Annotated in this window: 12 protein-coding genes and 1 riboswitch; of the genes, 9 read left to right on the top strand and 3 right to left on the bottom strand. The window is 28.9% G+C overall.

What is annotated here, in order from left to right; translation table 11 throughout:
* The 8 genes from I6E31_08780 to I6E31_08745 all read left to right on the top strand — a co-directional run bounded on the left by I6E31_08780 (position 1) and on the right by I6E31_08745 (position 11,093).
* Positions 1–1,632 carry an AAA family ATPase gene (locus tag I6E31_08780; GenBank protein ID MCF2640060.1) on the top strand — a complete coding sequence of 544 codons (1,632 nt, stop codon included), beginning with the start codon at positions 1–3 and terminating at the stop codon, positions 1,630–1,632.
* Positions 1,633–1,650: 18 nt separating this feature from the next.
* Positions 1,651–2,679, top strand: a complete 1,029-nt coding sequence (locus I6E31_08775; protein ID MCF2640059.1) for a glycosyltransferase family 9 protein — start codon at positions 1,651–1,653, stop codon at positions 2,677–2,679.
* Positions 2,680–2,833: 154 nt separating this feature from the next.
* Positions 2,834–3,832 carry a hypothetical protein gene (locus I6E31_08770; protein ID MCF2640058.1) on the top strand — a complete coding sequence of 333 codons (999 nt, stop codon included), beginning with the start codon at positions 2,834–2,836 and terminating at the stop codon, positions 3,830–3,832.
* Between the two features lie 9 nt (positions 3,833–3,841).
* The gene (locus tag I6E31_08765; protein ID MCF2640057.1) at positions 3,842–5,125 is read left to right on the top strand and encodes an oligosaccharide flippase family protein; all 1,284 of its coding nucleotides are present in this window, start codon (positions 3,842–3,844) and stop codon (positions 5,123–5,125) included.
* A 12-nt stretch (positions 5,126–5,137) separates the two neighbouring features.
* Positions 5,138–5,860 carry an acylneuraminate cytidylyltransferase family protein gene (locus tag I6E31_08760; GenBank protein ID MCF2640056.1) on the top strand — a complete coding sequence of 241 codons (723 nt, stop codon included), beginning with the start codon at positions 5,138–5,140 and terminating at the stop codon, positions 5,858–5,860.
* A 176-nt stretch (positions 5,861–6,036) separates the two neighbouring features.
* Positions 6,037–7,437: a sodium:alanine symporter family protein gene (locus I6E31_08755; GenBank protein ID MCF2640055.1), complete on the top strand. Its 1,401-nt coding sequence runs from the start codon at positions 6,037–6,039 to the stop codon at positions 7,435–7,437.
* 494 nt (positions 7,438–7,931) lie between these two features.
* The gene (locus tag I6E31_08750; GenBank protein ID MCF2640054.1) at positions 7,932–9,695 is read left to right on the top strand and encodes a flavocytochrome c; all 1,764 of its coding nucleotides are present in this window, start codon (positions 7,932–7,934) and stop codon (positions 9,693–9,695) included.
* A 356-nt stretch (positions 9,696–10,051) separates the two neighbouring features.
* A riboswitch (cobalamin riboswitch) is annotated at positions 10,052–10,235 on the top strand.
* Between the two features lie 111 nt (positions 10,236–10,346).
* Positions 10,347–11,093 (top strand): toxin-antitoxin system YwqK family antitoxin, encoded by a 747-nt coding sequence (locus I6E31_08745; GenBank protein MCF2640053.1) that lies wholly within the window; start codon positions 10,347–10,349, stop codon positions 11,091–11,093.
* Between the two features lie 36 nt (positions 11,094–11,129).
* On the opposite strand, the gene rpoN is transcribed toward I6E31_08745, so the two are convergent.
* From rpoN to I6E31_08730, 3 genes are all read right to left on the bottom strand, one after another.
* On the bottom strand, positions 11,130–12,356 hold the full coding sequence (gene rpoN / locus I6E31_08740) for an RNA polymerase factor sigma-54 (protein MCF2640052.1): 1,227 nt from the start codon (positions 12,354–12,356) through the stop codon (positions 11,130–11,132).
* A gap of 102 nt (positions 12,357–12,458) precedes the next feature.
* Positions 12,459–14,093, bottom strand: a complete 1,635-nt coding sequence (locus tag I6E31_08735) for a Na/Pi cotransporter family protein (GenBank protein ID MCF2640051.1) — start codon at positions 14,091–14,093, stop codon at positions 12,459–12,461.
* A 171-nt stretch (positions 14,094–14,264) separates the two neighbouring features.
* On the bottom strand, positions 14,265–15,149 hold the full coding sequence (locus tag I6E31_08730) for a MurR/RpiR family transcriptional regulator (protein ID MCF2640050.1): 885 nt from the start codon (positions 15,147–15,149) through the stop codon (positions 14,265–14,267).
* Positions 15,150–15,433: 284 nt separating this feature from the next.
* Here I6E31_08730 and I6E31_08725 point away from each other — a divergent pair, with 284 nt between their 5' ends.
* Entirely contained in the window at positions 15,434–16,351 is a 918-nt protein-coding gene (locus I6E31_08725) for a dihydrodipicolinate synthase family protein (GenBank protein MCF2640049.1), read from the top strand.
* The last annotated feature ends 259 nt before the right edge of the window (positions 16,352–16,610 follow it).

Here is a 16,610-nt window from a genome sequence, read left to right as displayed (position 1 = left end):
ATGTTAAAAGGAATATCAATAGGGATAGAAAATTTTAAAGATATAATAAGGCAAAATTATTATTATATTGATAAAACAAAATTTATAGAAGATATATTAATTGATGGAACAAAAGTAAAATTATTTTGTCGTCCAAGAAGATTTGGTAAAACTCTTAACATGTCTACTCTTAAATATTTTTTTGATATAGAGGATAGTGAAGAAAATAGAAAGCTATTTAATGGCTTATATATAGAAAATTCTCCATATATATCAGAGCAGGGTAAATATCCTGTAATTTTTATAAGTATGAAAGGTATAAGCAGTTCTACTTTTGAAGCCTCTCTTGAAAGAATAAAAGATAAAATTTCAACTTTATATAGAAAATATACTTTTTTAATGAAAAATCTTGATGAGTTTGAAATTGAAAAATTTAAAAATATAGCCAAAGGAAATAGTACAAATATACAGTTAGAAGGTTCATTAGCATTTTTAACTGAGTTACTTTATAAATACTATAATCAAAAAACAATTGTCCTTATTGATGAGTATGATTCCCCTGTTATGACAGCATATAAAAAAGGTTATTATCCAGAGATGAGAGATTTTTTAAAGGCATTTTATGGGGATGCTCTTAAAACAAATGAATATCTTCAAATGGGAATGCTTACAGGAATTATTAGAGTAGCTCAAGCTGGAATATTTTCTGATTTAAATAATTTCATAAGCTATACAACATTGAATAATGATTATAGTCAAAGTTTTGGGTTAACAGAAAAAGAAGTAGAGAATATGCTTAAATATTACCAAATTGAATATGAAATATCAGATGTAAAAAAATGGTATGATGGATATAGCTTTGGTAAGGATGAAATATATAATCCTTGGAGTATATTAAATTTTGTAAAAAATAGAGAGTTAAAAGCATATTGGATAAATACAAGTTCAAACTTTATGATAAGAGAGCTCTTACAAAAATCAGGAGAAGAGGGATTGGCAACTCTTGAAAAAATATTTAACCAAGAGGAAGTAGCTGTAAGAATAACAGATAATGTAAGACTTGGGAATAATTTGTCAGTAAGTGAAGTATGGGAGTTAATGCTATATTCAGGATATTTAACTGTAAAAGAAAAACTAGATGATGGAAGATATTCAGTGAGAATACCAAATATGGAGATTATGAGATTTTTTAAAGATGAATTTTTAACAATAGTCTTTGGAGAATATAGAGTAGTAGATGAGTTGAGAGATGCTCTATATGACAAAAATTTAAGGCAATTAGATAGGTCAATAGAGAGATTAATACTATCTGTTATGAGTTTTCATGATACAGATAAAAGGTATGAAAATTCTTATCACATGCTGTTAGCAGGATTTTTCCATGCTTTAGATGGTTATTATAGAACTAAATCAAATATGGAAGTGGGGTATGGTAGAGCAGATATAATCTTATTTCCAAAAGATAAAAACAAAGCAGGATATATTTTAGAATTAAAGAGGGCTAATAGTAGTGATATGGAAAAAGAAGCTAAGAGAGCTTTAAGTCAAATAGATGATAAGAAATATTATATTGAATTGGAAGAGTATGGAGTGAAAGATATAGTTAAAATAGGATATGTATTTGATGGCAAAAAAGTAATTAGCAATTATTAAAAATACAAGAGGTAAAAAATGAAAATTTTAGTAGTTAGATTTAAACAAATAGGAGATGCTATATTAAGTTCTGTAATTTGTAATACATTAAAGAGAACTTTTCCAGATGCAGAGGTTGATTATGTAGTATATGAGCATATCTCTCCTTTATTTGAAAATCATAAGTATATAGATAATGTAATAGCTATAACTAAAGAGGAGCAAAAAAATCCTTTTAAATACCTAGCAAAAGTATGGAAGGTTACAAGAAAAAAATATGATATAGTTATTGATATTATGTCAACTCCTAAAAGTGAGGTTTTCACTCTATTTTCTTTAGGAAGCAGATATAGAATAGGAAGAAGAAAACCAAAGAGAGGATATACATATAACTATAAAATAGATGAACCTAGAGATGCAAAGGATAAGGTAGATAAGTTTTTAAAGATGTTAAAACCTTTGGAAAAAGATTATCATATTACATATGATAATAACTATGTTATTACTTTAACTTTTGAAGAGAGATCTCAAATGAGAAAGAGAATGTTAGATGCTGGAGTAAATTTCAGCAGACCAGTTTATATTTGTGCAGCTAATTCAAGAAGAGAATCTAAAATATACAATACAGAAAAGATGAAGAAAATTGTAGAAAGAGTTAGAGATGGGTTAAGAGGGCAGGTTATTTTCTTCTATTCTCCAGATGAAAAAGATTTTATAATGAAATTCTATGAGAAATTTGAAGATAAGGAAGATCTTTTTGTAAATATTAATACTAAGAGTATTAGAGAATTGGCAATGGTTATAGCTAATTGTGACTTTTTCTTTGGAAATGAGGGTGGACCTAGACATTTGGCTCAAAGTTTAGATATCCCTAGTTTTGCTATTTTTAGTCCAAGTGCATCAAAAAAAGAGTGGCTATCTAATGCAAACGAAAGACATCAAGGGGTAGAACCTGGTGATGTAGGAAATTGTGAGGGATTAGATTACAATGGACAATATAATTTAATTGATCCAGATTATGTGTTTGATAAAATAAAAGAAATGAGTAAAAAATTTATAGCTAAATAGCAAAAGAAATAGAGTAATTGAAAAAAAATATCTCTTGACGATTGATAGATTATGGGGAATAATCAATTAAGGGTCAAGAGTTTTTTATTTTTCTGTTTAAAACTTTTCTAAATAATGATAAAATAACTCATAAATAAATTTCGTTGGAGGACAGATGAAAATTTTAATTGTAAATACAAGTTACAGCTTTTTTCTATATTTGCTTTTAAAAAAGGACTGGAAAGATACATATTTTCTATTTGGAAAGATGTTTCCTAGAGCTATTTTTTCAAATTTAGAGAAGAAAAGCAGATGTAGATATTCAGGTTATGGGGTATTAAAATCATTAACTAGAGATGGAAAGGGAAAATTATATCAGTTTTTATCATATTATTATGAGATTTTTTATTGGCATATCTATGCTTTATGGCTAAAATTAACGGTAAAAGATTTAGAGATCTATGGAAATGATAGTATGGATATAGCTCTTCCATTTAGAGATAAATTTAGATATTTAATCGAAGATGGAACAATTAACTATATTGATTATCAAGCTCCACAGAGAACTGTAAAAGAGAAGATAAAACTATTTTTTAGAGGAATGTATTCAACTTATATCCCTTTTGGTAAGTCTAAGAATATAGAGAAAATATATTTAACAGGAATAGCTGAGATCCCTAAAAGCATAGAGGAAAAAGTTGAAATAATAGATCTCCAAAAATTATGGGATAGTAAAACAGAAGAGGAAAAGTTAGAGATATTAGAGATATTTGGCTTTGAAAAAGATATTTTAAATCAAATTAAAGGTAGAGATGAAATTCTTTTAACTCAACCACTATCAGAAGATGAGATAATGTCAGAGGATGAGAAATTAGACATTTACAAAGAGATAATGAAAAATTACAACAGTGAAAATATGATAATAAAGACTCATCCGAGGGAGAAAACAGATTATAGAAAACATTTTCCAAAGGCTCTGATTTTAGATAATGTTTTTCCTTTTGAGATTTTATTGTTAATGGGAATAGAATTTAAAAGGGCAGTTACTATTTTTTCAACAGCAGCATTGGGAATAGGAAAAGATTGCAAAGTTGATTTTTATGGAACTAAGATAAATAAAAAGCTTTTAGATAAGTTTGGAGATATTTCGTTGGAAAGTTTAAATTCAAAATAGGCGGTAGGCATGGGAAAAATAATAAAAAATATAGGTTGGCTGATCTTTGATAGAATTTTTATACTGGTTCTACAATTTTTTATAGGGGTAAAGATAGCTAACTATTATGGAAGTTCATCTTATGGGATATATAGTTTTGCTGTGTCAATAGTGGCATTTTCAGCTATATTTTTTGAGATTTTAAATAGTAGAGTTATAAAGAAGTATTATGATGAAGAAAATTATCATTCAGTAGTATATAATGTTACTTTTTTTAGAAATATGATAGCTATTGCACTATTTTTCTTTGCTCTTGTAGTGGGGAAATTTTTAAATATAGATAGGACACTGTATATAATTTTAGTTTTATTGTGTGTTGATAATATTTTAACTACCTCTACAACAGGAATAGAAAACTTTTTTGAATATAAGTTACAAGCTAGAAAGATAGTAGTTTCAAATAATATTGTAAAGCTTGTATCATATACTTTGCAATATTTAGGAATAGTGATGCAATACTCTATTATTGCAGTTCCTGTAATAAGATGTATAGGTAGCTTGATTAGAATGGCACTATTGAAATATATGTATATTAAAGAGTATAAAAAGGATAAAAAAGGGAAGTTAGATAAAAATTTATTACATGATATGATGAAAGAGAGTTTTTATCTATGGGCTAGTTATATTTCTTTTTTAATGTATACTCAGTTAGATAAAATAATGTTAGGAGTTTTATTAGGAAAAGAAGAAGTAGGAATTTATACTATTGGGGTGCAACTTGCTGATATTTTTGCAATAATGATTGTACCTATGCAGACTTCACTTTTCCCTAAGATGATAAATCTATTTAAAGAGGATTATAGAGAGTATATTAAGTTTTATTTGAAAAGTAATGTATTGATAACACAATTATATATATTAGGGTGTTTCTCCTCAATTTTTGTTATTAGAATAGCGTTCCCATATATTTTTTCAAAGGATTATCTTCCAGCAATTATGGTGTATAGTATTTTGACTTTAGCAGTTTTAATGAAGGCAAATGGAGCTTTACAAACTGGGCATATGACATTGAAGGAGATAACTAAGAAAAGTTTTTATAAGACAACAGCAGGGCTTGGAATAAATGCTATACTAAATTATATATTAATTAAAAGATTTGGTATCAATGGAGCAGCAATGGCAACTGCAATAACTCAAGTATTTACAATTTTTATAATAGACTTCTTTATTAAAGAGTATAGGGAACAAGCAGTGATACAGTTAAAATCATTTAACTCTTTTTATTTAATAGAGATACTTAGAAAAAAATTATAGTGAGGTGGAAAAATGTACAAAGGTAAAAAGATATTAGCAGTAATTCCAGCTAGAGGTGGGAGCAAAGGAGTACCATTAAAAAATATAATCAATGTTGGAGGTAGACCTCTTATTCACTATTCAATACAGTGTGCTAAAGGCTCAAAGTATATAGATAGAACAGTTATTTCAACAGATGATCTTTTAATAAAAAGAGTATCTGAAGAGTGTGGAGGAGATGTTCCATTTATGAGACCAGCAGAGCTTGCAAAGGATACTTCTAAGTCAATAGATGCTTTAGTTCATGCAGTAGATACAATGAATAAGATGGATGGACCATACGACTATGTTGTTTTATTACAAAATACAGTTCCATTGAGAAAAAGCTGGCATGTAGATGAGGCTATTGAAAAGATTTTTGCAAGTGAAGAGAGAAGTCTTGTAAGTGTTACAGAGGTAGAGGAGCATCCAATATTGATGAGAACTTTAAATGAAGATGATACAGTAGAAAATCTATTGCATATGAATAGTACAATGAGAAGACAAGATTTTCCAAAATTTTATAAAGTTGATGGAGCAATCTATATTCAAAAGTTAGATAAGGACTTTAATAATGATACAAGTTTAAATGATGGAAAATTAGCTTATATAATGGAAAATAGATATTCTACTGATATTGATAATTATATAGATATTAAGATTGTAGAGTACTATTTAGAGAAAGAGAGAGAAAAAGAAGCAGAAGAGATGATGTAATAATTTTATTATACCGAACAAAAATTAAAAGAAAATAAAATAGAAAACCCTAATAAATAAGCCTTTAAGAAAAATAATCCGAACATAAAATTATTTTTTTTGAAGGTTTTATTTTTTTATAAAATAGTGATACTATATATCTATTGTAACAAAAGGCAGTATAGGAGGATAGACTTGTGGAAAGTATTAGAATGGTAATTGATTGGGTAAATAATCTATTGTGGGGAAAAAATATATTAGTTGTAATGTTGATAGGTACAGCATTGTATTTTACAGTTAGAACAAAATTTATGCAATTTAGATTATTTGGGGATATAATCAGAATATTAAAAGATAATAAAACAAATGATAAAGATGGAGTTAGTTCTCTTGAGACATTCTTTTTAGGAACAGCATGTAGAGTAGGAGCAGGAAATATTTCAGGAGTTGTAGCAGCTGTTTCAATAGGAGGACCAGGGGCACTATTTTGGATGTGGTTTGTAGCACTGTTAGGAGCATCAACATCTTTTGTTGAATCAAGTTTAGCAGTAATTTATAGAACAAAGATAAAAGATGGAGTGTATAAAGGTGGAACTCCTTGGATAATTGAGAAGAGATTAAATATGAGATGGCTTGGAGCAATATATGTAATAGCATCTATTATCTGTTATGTTGGAGTTATTCAAGTAATGTCAAACTCAGTGACAGAATCTATATTAAGTGCTTATGGAAGTGGAATAAACTCTTTCATCAGTTCAATAGGAGTTGCAAATATTCTTGGAAGTAGAGCAGATGTAAAATTTGTTTCAATAGTTTTAACTTTAGTAGTTGTATATATAATTTTTGGTAAAGGTAAAAAAGATGCAATAATCTCTGCTTTAAATAAGATTGTACCTATAATGGCAATATTATATTTATTAGTTGTAGCTTATGTAATTATAACTAATATTACAGGAATACCTCAAATGATAACAAATATCTTCTATCAAGCTTTTGGAGGAAAAGAGTTTTTAGGAGGAGCTATTGGTGGAGTTATAATGCAAGGAGTTAGAAGAGGACTTTTCTCAAATGAGGCAGGAAGTGGAAACTCAAACTATGCAGCAGCAATTGTAGATATTGAAGATCCAGCAAAACAAGGGATGGTTCAAGCTTTAGGAGTGTTTGTTGATACTTTAGTTGTATGTAGTGCAACAGCCTTTGTAATCTTATTAGCAGATGCAGATAAAGTAGCAGGATTCTCAGGAATGACACTTTTCCAAGAGGCTATGAAAACTCATGTAGGATGGATAGGAATCCCATTTACTGTAGTGGTATTATTCTTCTTCTCACTAAGTACAATATTAGGTGTAACATACTATGGTAAAAATGCTATGAGTTTTTTAAGTGATAAAACTATTTTTGATAAACTTTATCATATCCTTGTAGTTTGGATGGTATATGTTGGTGGAGTTGAACAAAACTTCTTTGTATGGTCTTTAGCAGATTTTGGATTGGGAATTATGACAGTGATAAATATTATATGTATTATCCCTATATCGAAAGTGGCAATTGATCATCTAAAAGTTTATGAAGTGAAATTAAAAGAGAATAGAATATAATATTTACATATAAATAATATTTAAAAAGAAAAATTTTATCTCAATATCAACTAAAGCCGTAATTCACTAGAGAATATTAGAATCCCTCAGCGAAATGCAGTTAAGAAAATGCAACGTGTTTGAGACGAAGTCGAGTTTTGCATTTTCAACGGAATAAGCCTAGGGATTCTTTATTCTTTAGTATGAAGGCTAGTTGATATTAAAAATATAAGTTTTGAAAATTAATCTTTAAAAGATAACCTAGTATTATAAAGATTAAAATTTAAACTAGATAATCTTTTAAAAAATATATAAAAAAGAAAAGAACCCTCTAGGACAAATAGAGGGCTCTTTTCATATATATTAAAACATCTTGGGGAAAGATTTATGTTATTAGTATAACAATATGTTGTGACAAAAATGTTACAATTAATAAAATTTTTCTTCTATTTAAGTGGAAAATAGGATATAATGTAAACAACTAAATGAAATAAAAGTAAAAAAGAGGTGGGAAGATGAAAAATAAAAAATTATATGGACTAATTATGTGTATACTTCTTTCTGGAACTGCATTAGGAGTAGAATTTAAAGAAGGAAAGTATGTTGGTGAAGCAAAAGGGTATCGTGGAGAGGTAAAAGTTGAAGTTACTACTTCTAAAAATAGAATTGAAGATGTAAAGGTAGTAAAAAATACAGATACTCCAATTCTTTCAGATGCAGCAGCAAGAAAGGTATCTGAACAAGTAGTAGCATACCAATCATTGAGAGTAGATGGAGCAGCAGGGGCTACTGGTACAAGTAGAGCAGTTGCAATGGCAGTGAGAAATGCTTTAAAATCTTCTGGAGCAGATCTAAAAGAATTAAATAAGAAACCTAAAATTGAAGCAAAACAACTTGTTAAAAAGGAATTAAATGAAGATGTAGTTGTAGTAGGAGCTGGAGGAGCAGGTTTAGTAGCTGCTATTGAAGCTAAAAACAATGGTGCTAAAAATGTAATTGTACTTGAAAAAATGGCATTTGCAGGAGGAAATACTCTAATTTCAGGAGGAGAGTATGCTGCACCTAATAACTGGATTCAAGAGAAAAAAGGTATAAAAGATAGCAAGGAAACTTTCTATAAGGATATTCTAAAAGGTGGAGATAATGAAGGAGATCCTAAATTAATAAAAGTTCTTGCTGATAATGCCCTAGATGGAGCAGTATGGTTAAAAGATTATATCAATATGACTTTTGAAGATAGACAGCTTTTCTTTGGAGGACACTCTGTTGAAAGAAGTTTAGTACCTAAAGATGCTACTGGAGTAGAGATGATCTCTAAACTTCTTAAAAAAGCTGATGAATTAGGAATAAAAGTTTATTATGAAACTCCAGCAAAGGAGTTAATAGTAAAAGATGGAAGAGTAGTAGGAGTAAAAGCTGTTGGACCAGAAAATGAGTATACAATAAATGCTAGTAAAGGGGTAATTCTTGCTACTGGAGGATTTGGATCAAATCTTGAAATGAGAGTAAAATATAATAAAGATGTAGATGAGAAGGTTCTTTCTACAAACACTGTTGGAATAACAGGAGATGGAATCCTTATGGCTGAAAAGATAGGAGCTAAGTTAGAAGATATGCAATTTATTCAAACTTACCCTACTTGTGATCCTATAAGTGGAGCTTTACTATACTTTGGAGACGTTAGACTTGCAGGTGGAAGTATTTTAGTTAACCAAGAAGGAAAACGTTTTGTTGAAGAGTTAGAAAGAAGAGACGTAATTTCAATGGCTATTAAAAAACAAACTGGAAGTGTTGCATATCAATTCTGTGATGAAGCTCAAGCAAAAGCAAGTGGAGTTGTAGATCACCATGGACCTGAAATGAATTATCTATTTAATAATAAACTTCTAGTAAAAGCAAATACTATAAAAGAAGCTGCAGATTTCTTCGGAATAGATGCAGCAGAACTTGAAAAAACAGTAGAAAAATACAATCAATATGCTAAAGATGGTAAAGATTTAGAATTTAATAAAAGAGGAAAATTAACTCCATTTGAAGCAAAAGGACCTTTCTATATTATGAAAGCTGTACCAGCTGTTCATCACACAATGGGAGGATTAAAAATTGATGAAAATGCTAGAGTTATAAATACTCAAGGAGAGGTAATCAAAGGGCTTTATGGAGCAGGAGAGGTTACTGGAGATATTCACGGAACTAACCGTCTTGGAAGTGATGCTATAGCAGATATTACAGTATTTGGAAGAATAGCAGGAAAAACAGTAATGAGTGATAATAAATAGTTAAGTAATTACTTAAAAGAAAAATTTTATCCCAATATCAACTAAAGCCGTAATTTAATAGAAAATACTAGAATCCCTTAGCGAAATGTAGTTAAGAAAATGCAACGTGTTTGAGACGAAGTCGAGTTTTGCATTTTCAACGAAATGAGCCTAGGGATTCTTTATTTGTTAGTATGGAGGCTAGTTGATATTAAAAATATAAGTTTTGAAAATTAATCCTTAAATAATAAACTGATATTATAAAAATTAAACTTTAAATTAGATAATCTTTTATAAAATCTAGCTAATTAAGCAAATACTCTTTTAAAAAGAGTAATTGACAAGTATATAATAAAGATATATAATATTTATATAAAAAAATAGAAAAATCATTTGGTTTTAGTATTTTAAGTACTAAATTAAAAGGGAAGTTAGTGAAATTCTAACACGGTCCCGCCACTGTAAAGAGGATGAAAACACAATGCCACTGAAGAGATTTGGGAAGGTGTGTGAGTAAAGTGATTCTAAGTCAGGAGACCTGCCAATGATCATAGAAAGATCAACTTGCGAGGACGAGTGTGAATTTTTAAGATAAGTCTTTGCAGATTATCCTCAAAATTTACTGTTCGTAGGTTTTGAGGATTTTTTTATTTTATAGAAAAGGAGGATAGTATAATGATGAGAGAAGAGGCGTTTTTTAATAGGGTAGTATATGGAGGTATAGCTTATAAAATAGGGGAGAGTGAACCATATACAGGGAAATTTATCTGTAAATATGCAAATGAGGAGATAAAAGAGGAGGAGGAGTATATAGCTGGAATAAAAGAGGGAAAATCACTTAAATACTATCCTCAAGGACAGTTGAGAGAGAGTAGTGAGTTTGTAAATGGACAGTTAAATGGAGATTTTCTTCTATTTTATTCAAATGGACAATTAGAAGAGTATATGATGTTTAAAGATAATAAGATCAATGGTGAATGGGTAAAATATTATGAAGATGGAAATATTAAAATGAGAGCTTTCTTTAAAAATGGAAAATTAAATGGTAAAAAAATAATTTATTATCCAAATGGAAAAATAAAAGAGAGTATATCATTTAAAAATAATCTTCTTCATGGGAAATATATAACTTACTATGAAAATGGAAATATAGAATCAATAAGAAATTATAGCAATACTCTTTTAAATGGAAAGGTAGAGTATTATTATGAGAATGGAGAATTGGAGATAAAAGAGGAGTATAAAAACCATGTAAGAAATGGGAAATATATTAAATACTACTCAAATGGAATTATTAATGCAGTTGGAAACTTTAAAGATGGTAAACTTGCAGGGGATTGGAGTATTTTTTATGAAAATGGTAAGTTATTGGGAAATGCTTACTTTATAGATGGAGAAATTAGTCAAGAAGCATCATAATATTAAAGAAAACACAGGTGAAAATTCCTGTGTTTTTTAAGTTTTTATTTTTCTCTCTCTAGTAGATAAAATTCCTAATTCATCACGATATTTAGCAACTGTTCTCCTTGCTATAGAAAATCCTTTGTTTTTAAGTAAATAAGAGATTTTTTCATCAGAAAGAGGAAAGTATTTATTTTCATCATGTATAAACTCTTCTATAAGTTTTTTTATTATAATGGTTTCAGAACTTCCAATAAATAGAGATTTTATCTCTATTATACCTTGAGAAGTTTCAATAAATTTCTCTTTTATAGCTCTGGAAATAGTGGAAATATGGAGATTAAGTTCACTAGCAATATCTTTTAAAGTTAAAGTCTTTAAATGCTCTTTTCCAAAAAAGAAAAAATCATATTGTTTTACTATTAAAAGATTTAAGATTTTTTCTAAGGTAATATATCTTTTTTCAATAGCTTTTATTAAATTTAAAGCATTTTGATAATTTGTTTTATCTGAAATATCTGAAGATGAAAGTTTTATTTTAGGAAATGCCTCTTCATTTAGGGTAACTTTTAATTCTTTATCAACAATTTCTACCTTTGCTTCAGGGATAATATATTTAGTCTTATTTCCAATAAAATATCCCCTTGCAGGAATAGGATCAAGAGTTTGAATTAGAGCTAGATAGCTTTTAACTCTATCTATGGAAATATTAAGATTTTCAGCAATAAAATCAAATTTTTTAGCCCCTAAATCTTCTAAATAATTATCAATAAGGGAGAAGAGGATAGGATCTTTTTTATCTTTTATAGTTAATTGAATTTTTAAACAATCTTTTAAATTTTCAGCACCAATTCCATGTGGTTCTAAAGAGTAGATAATATTGAAAATCTCTTTTAAATCACTTGTAGATAGTTTAAAAGTTTTTTTTATCTCGTTTTTAGAGATAGAAAGATACCCTCTATCATCTAGGTTGTTTATTATATAGTAACATATATCTCTAAATTTTTTAGATAGTTTAAGGTAGGAAAGTTGTTCCTCTAAGAAGTCAAAAAGTGACTCCTCCTTTGATACAAAATCAAGAGGCGAAGGAGCTTCTTCATCAGATGAATGGTTGTTTGAACGAGGAGAATAAACTATTTCTAACATAGGATTTTTATTAACCTCTTTCTCAATAAGCTCTTTTAAATTAGAAGAGGACATTTCCAATACATTCATAGAGAGTTTCATATCTTGAGTTAAGATCAATTTCATATTTTGTTTAAGTTTTAATGAAAAATCCATATAACCTTTCCTCCTATCTAGACTTGATATATCTATATCATACCATATAATAAAAAAGGTGCCTAAAATTTATTTAAAACTTTAGGCAACTTTATATTATTATTAAATTTCAAATCCTTCAATGATGTTATAGATATGGTCTCTAACTCTTCTATAGTAGTTTAAAGTATCCATGTAGCTTGTAGTAAGTAGAGCAATAGGTGTTTCGTGACAACCTGCATTAATAAGATGTTTATCTTTAGCAACTCTATAATTTTCTGTAATAGTATTAGCTTTTTCAATAGATCTTAACATCATCTCTTTATTTTTAGTAGCATAAGCAGTGTTGATATTTCTAAATAACTCTTCAGTATCTCTATTCATTGTAGAAAGAGTATTTTTCTCCTCTTCAGTTAAAGGAATATTGTTATCTTGAAGTCTCTTTAGTGAGTTTATAATTCTCATTAAGTAGTCACTAATTGTTTCATATTCATCACAAACTTCTAAGTTATTTTTAGTATCAAGTTTTAGATTATCTGTTATATTTTTATTATTTAAAATAATAAAGTTAGCAGTAGTAATCTCTTTTTGATATATATCAAGATCATCTTCAATCTTTCTCATTTTCTTAACTTCATCTTCAGTTATAGATCTGTTAGTTTGATAGATCTCTTTTAAAGTATTAAACATTTCACTAATATTTTTTCCCATATTTAAAACTTCAGTTTTAGTTTGTCCAACTACAACACTTGGAGTTTTTAACATCAATTCATCAATATGAGTAATTCTATCACTAACTTTTTCTTCATCATCTTTAACAATTTTTGTTAAGAAGTCAGCAAGGTAACCTATAAATGGAGTAAAGATTATTACATTTGACACATTAAACATTGTATGAGCAGTTGCAATAGCCATAGTTATATTTGTTTCTGGACTTCCAAAGTTAGAAAGGAAATCAAGATAGTATGGGAATATAGCAGTTACCCAAATAACTCCAACAGTATTGATAATAGTGTGAGCATAAGCAGCTCTTTTAGCATTGGCATTGGCATTTAAAGTTGCTAAGAAAGCAGTAATTGTAGTTCCAACATTTTCTCCAAGAACAAGAGCAACAGCTGTAGGGTAATCAATTAATCCTTGTACAGCAAGAGTAATAGTAATACCTAGTGTAGCTGAAGAAGATTGAACAATAGCAGTAATAAGAGCTCCGATAAATGCAACTTTTAAAACTCCAAAATAAGTATCAGCTGAGAATAAACTGAAAAGACGTACAAATTCTGGCATACTTCTAACAGGTTTTAAACCGTTACTCATAAGTTGAAGTCCAAGGAAAATCATTCCAAGTCCCATGAAAGTTAAAGCTCTAGTTTTTGCTTTTTCACCTTTTAAGAACATATATAGGATAGCTCCAGCACCAACCATAGGTAATCCATATTTTCCTATATTTAAAACAAGTATCCAACCAGTAATTGTAGTTCCAATATTAGCTCCAAAAATAACCCCAAGTGCTTGTTTTAAAGTTAAAAGAGAAGCATTAACGAATCCAATAGTCATAACAGTACTAACAGAAGAAGATTGAACTAACATAGTAACAAACATACCCATTAGGATAGCTACAACTCTATTAGTAGTTAATAAAGCTAGAATCTTTTTTAATCTTTGCCCAGCTAATTTTTGCATTCCTGAAGACATACTGTCCATTCCAAATAGAAATATTCCTAATCCTCCAAGAACATTAAATGCAATGTCTAAATACATTTTTCCTCCTAAAAAATAAATTAAACTTTATAATCAAAAAAATATTATCATTAGTGTGTAATAAGAATGTTAATTCTATGTAAAAAATATGTAAAAAAATAAAATTATATATTAATATGATGAATTTAAGATATAAATAAAAGTTAAAATTTTGTTAAAATAATATAAAATCTATTTTTTACTATTTTCATGTAATAATTTTGTTTCCATAGCGACAGAAGTTCTTTTTATTGCTTCTTCAGCTTCAATAGGATTAAGTCTATAAAATTCATTAAATAAAAGATCTATAACAAATAGTTGAGCCATTTTAGCAGCGATACTTCCAGTTTGTTTAGGTGTTTCTCTAGAACCACAAAGTAGAATTATATCAGCAAATTCACTAGCAAAACTTTTTCTATAATGTGTAATAAGAATAGTTTTAGCTCCTCTTATTTTAGCTTCAGATAAAAGTCTAGGTCCATCTTGAGTTGCCCCAGAATATGAGAAAAGAACTATAACATCATCTTTATCACAATTAGCAGTTACAATAGTTTGTAAGTGAGGATCAGTGATATATGAAAAGTTACTAGAAACAGTTATAAAACGTCCCCACAACTCTTGAGCCATAATTCCACTTGCACCTTGACCAAAGCAGTAAACATGTTTTGCAGCTTTTAGATGTTTTGCAGCTTGGCAATAAGCTTCTTTATCAATTAGTTGTAAAGTTTGGTTGATTGAAGCTACATTGTAAGCAAATAGTTTTTTTGCCATCTCTCCAAATGAATCTTCAGGAAGTATTTCAGCATAAGCCTCTATTCCACCATCAGTAAGAGTAGCACTATTAGCTTCAGCAAGGGCATATTTAAATTCTTTATAACCATTAAACCCTAATATTTGACAAAGTCTAAAAACAGATGACTCACTGACATCACAAATATCAGCTAATTGATGTATAGATAGATATTGTGGCTGTGCAGTATTTGAAAGAATATAATCAGCTATTTTTTTTAGAGATTTACTAAAAGTAGGGTACTCATTTGTTATATGAAAAAGCACATTCTTCTTTATTTTAATCACCTCACACTTAATGTATTATTTTTTTGAGTAAAAACGTTAGAATCACCTAATAATATAACAAAAGCTTTGAATGTTTGCAATGAAAAAATTTATTTTAAAATAATATATATAGTAAGAAATGGCTAAAATCTAGGTTTTATAAAGATGAAGAAAAATAGAAAAAATAAAAGTTTCTTTTTTTTTAAAAGAATATTGACATTTTCTTTTATTTTTGTTATTCTATTTTTAGAGGCTAAGATACAATAAATATATAGATGTATTTAAGAAAAAGGAGAGGTTTAAAAATGAGAAATGTGGAAAAATACCAAGGAATAATACCAGCATTTTATGCTTGTTATGACAATGAAGGAAATATCAGCGTTGAAGGAGTACAAAAATTAACTCAACACTTATTAGATAAAGGGGTAAAAGGAGTATATGTTGGAGGATCATCAGGAGAATGTATCTATCAAAGCGTAGCTGAACGTAAATTAGTTCTAGAAAACGTAATGAAAATAGCAAAAGGAAAAATGACTGTAATAGCTCATATTGCTTGTAACAACACAAGAGATAGCCAAGAGTTAGCAGCTCATGCAGAATCATTAGGTGTAGATGCAATAGCAGCAATCCCACCAATCTACTTTAAACTACCTGAACACGGAATCGCAAAATATTGGAATGATATGTCAGCAGCAGCACCTAATACTGACTTTATAATCTACAATATTCCTCAATTAGCAGGAGTATCATTAACAATGTCATTATTAAAAGAAATGATGAAAAACCCTAGAGTAATAGGAGTTAAAAACTCATCAATGCCAGTACAAGACATTCAAATGTTCAAAGATGAACTAGGAGCAGAAAGAGTAGTATTCAATGGTCCAGACGAACAATTATTATCAGGACTAGCTATGGGAGCTGATGGAGGAATCGGTGGAACATATGGAGTAATGCCTGAATTATACTTAGAAATAGAAAGATTATTCAAAGCAGGAGAAATTGCAAAAGCAAGAGAAATTCAATATGAAGCATGTAGAATAATCTATGCAATGTGTGGATGTAAAGGAAACTTATACGCAGTAATGAAAGCAATCTTAAAAATGAGAGAAGGAATAGATTGTGGAAGCGTAAGAAATCCATTACCAGAATTAGTAGCAGAAGATATGCCAAAAGTAGAAGCTTGTGCAAAAATGATCGATGCTGCATATTCTAAATTCTTCTAATTAAATTGATATTAAGGCTGTACAAATTGTCTGTACAGCCTTTTTTTATTATTAAACTATAATTTATCTAGCTAAACAAGGTTCTCTAATATATCGTTAGTTTTACAGCAAAGTACCTTTGCATTAGCGATTATTAATCAATTTTAGTTATCTATATTTCTTTTTTAACATCAATTTGACTCCATGTCAGTAAATAAAGAATCCCTATGGCTCATTTCGTTGAAAATGCAAAACTCACTCGCAAGCTCGCTCAAACACG

It is taken from the genome of Fusobacterium varium, from assembly GCA_021531615.1.
Classification (GTDB): domain Bacteria; phylum Fusobacteriota; class Fusobacteriia; order Fusobacteriales; family Fusobacteriaceae; genus Fusobacterium_A; species Fusobacterium_A varium_C.
The sequence above is the reverse complement of the archived record's forward strand: the minus strand, read 5'-3'. Positions and strand labels throughout refer to the sequence as shown.

Excerpts from the sequence above, each read along its gene's own strand:
- I6E31_08780 (MCF2640060.1), top strand. The coding sequence starts at position 1 with ATGTTAAAAGGAATATCAATAGGGATAGAAAATTTTAAAGATATAATA.
- I6E31_08775 (MCF2640059.1), top strand. The coding sequence starts at position 1,651 with ATGAAAATTTTAGTAGTTAGATTTAAACAAATAGGAGATGCTATATTA.
- I6E31_08770 (MCF2640058.1), top strand. The coding sequence starts at position 2,834 with ATGAAAATTTTAATTGTAAATACAAGTTACAGCTTTTTTCTATATTTG.
- I6E31_08765 (MCF2640057.1), top strand. The coding sequence starts at position 3,842 with ATGGGAAAAATAATAAAAAATATAGGTTGGCTGATCTTTGATAGAATT.
- I6E31_08760 (MCF2640056.1), top strand. The coding sequence starts at position 5,138 with ATGTACAAAGGTAAAAAGATATTAGCAGTAATTCCAGCTAGAGGTGGG.
- I6E31_08750 (MCF2640054.1), top strand. The coding sequence starts at position 7,932 with ATGAAAAATAAAAAATTATATGGACTAATTATGTGTATACTTCTTTCT.
- rpoN (MCF2640052.1), bottom strand. The coding sequence starts at position 12,356 with ATGGATTTTTCATTAAAACTTAAACAAAATATGAAATTGATCTTAACT.
- I6E31_08735 (MCF2640051.1), bottom strand. The coding sequence starts at position 14,093 with ATGTATTTAGACATTGCATTTAATGTTCTTGGAGGATTAGGAATATTT.
- I6E31_08725 (MCF2640049.1), top strand. The coding sequence starts at position 15,434 with ATGAGAAATGTGGAAAAATACCAAGGAATAATACCAGCATTTTATGCT.